The sequence below is a fragment of the Pseudoalteromonas sp. SR45-5 genome, assembly GCF_014163565.1.
Classification (GTDB): domain Bacteria; phylum Pseudomonadota; class Gammaproteobacteria; order Enterobacterales; family Alteromonadaceae; genus Pseudoalteromonas; species Pseudoalteromonas distincta.
On sequence record NZ_JACJDN010000949.1, the window covers coordinates 1 to 982 of the forward strand.

1 protein-coding gene is annotated in these 982 nt (G+C 33.4%); it reads left to right on the forward strand.

Features of this window, described 5'->3' with window-relative positions; all coding sequences use genetic code 11:
* Nucleotide 1: 1 nt before the first annotated feature.
* Nucleotides 2-877: a LytTR family DNA-binding domain-containing protein gene (locus H5072_RS20280; protein WP_310735909.1), complete on the forward strand. Its 876-nt coding sequence runs from the start codon at nucleotides 2-4 to the stop codon at nucleotides 875-877.
* The last annotated feature ends 105 nt before the right edge of the window (nucleotides 878-982 follow it).

Sequence of the window (982 nt, forward strand, 5' to 3'; positions counted from 1 at the left end):
TATTTTTAAATATTGGTGGATTAAAGGTATGCAAAATAGGATGTTGTGGCTCAAAGATGATCTAGATTCGAGAAAGTTAGTTGTATATCGTGCCGTCATGTTTTCGTTTATAACGCTTTTTGTACTTTTTGTATTTCAACCTTTTGGCACTTCAAGCGATACCGAGTCTTACAAGTTTCTGCGGCTTTTTGGCTATGGGTTAGTAACCTTTTGTGCTTTGCTATTGTCAGGTTTCATAGAAATAGTGTTACTTAAGTTTAAGCTAAGTAAATTAAACCGTTTAATTATTATTCCTATCACATATATTTTAATTACTGCGATATTCAATCATGGGTATTTTGTGGTTGCTGTACTTGGATCTTGGCATTGGCAGAATCAATTACTTTTTGTAGGGTATATTTTTTGTATTGGTGTATTTCCTCTTATTTTTTTACTTGTGGTAAATAGGCATGTAATAGATTTAACTAAGCCAAGTACAGTTAGCGTTGCTCAAGAGCAGTTGAGAGAAGTTGAGTTAAAGACAATTACTCTCAAAGGCGATAACAAAAACGACGAAATTAATACGGCTCCTCACCATATTTTATTTATTAAATCTTCAGACAACTATTGTGAAATAACAATACAAGAAGGAGCTTCAACTTCACGTAAACTATTACGTGTATCTCTTAGTGGTTTATTAAAGCAGCTTCCAGAAAAAACAATTATATTACGATGCCACCGTTCTTATGCGGTCAACCTGCAAAACATTCAACACTACAGTGGTAATGCTGGAGGGTTGCAATTATCGCTACATACAATTGATATTAAAATTCCTGTGTCTCGTTCTTATGTAAAAGTAATAAAAGATGCTTTGTCATTAATCCCAAAAACATGTTAATCCCCCCTAAAACATGGGCTTTATACCTCGTCTTGTAATTGAGACCTAATAGGTCGCTTTGTATTTTTACTATTGCCAAGATTAAGTTGAAATTTACAACTTAAC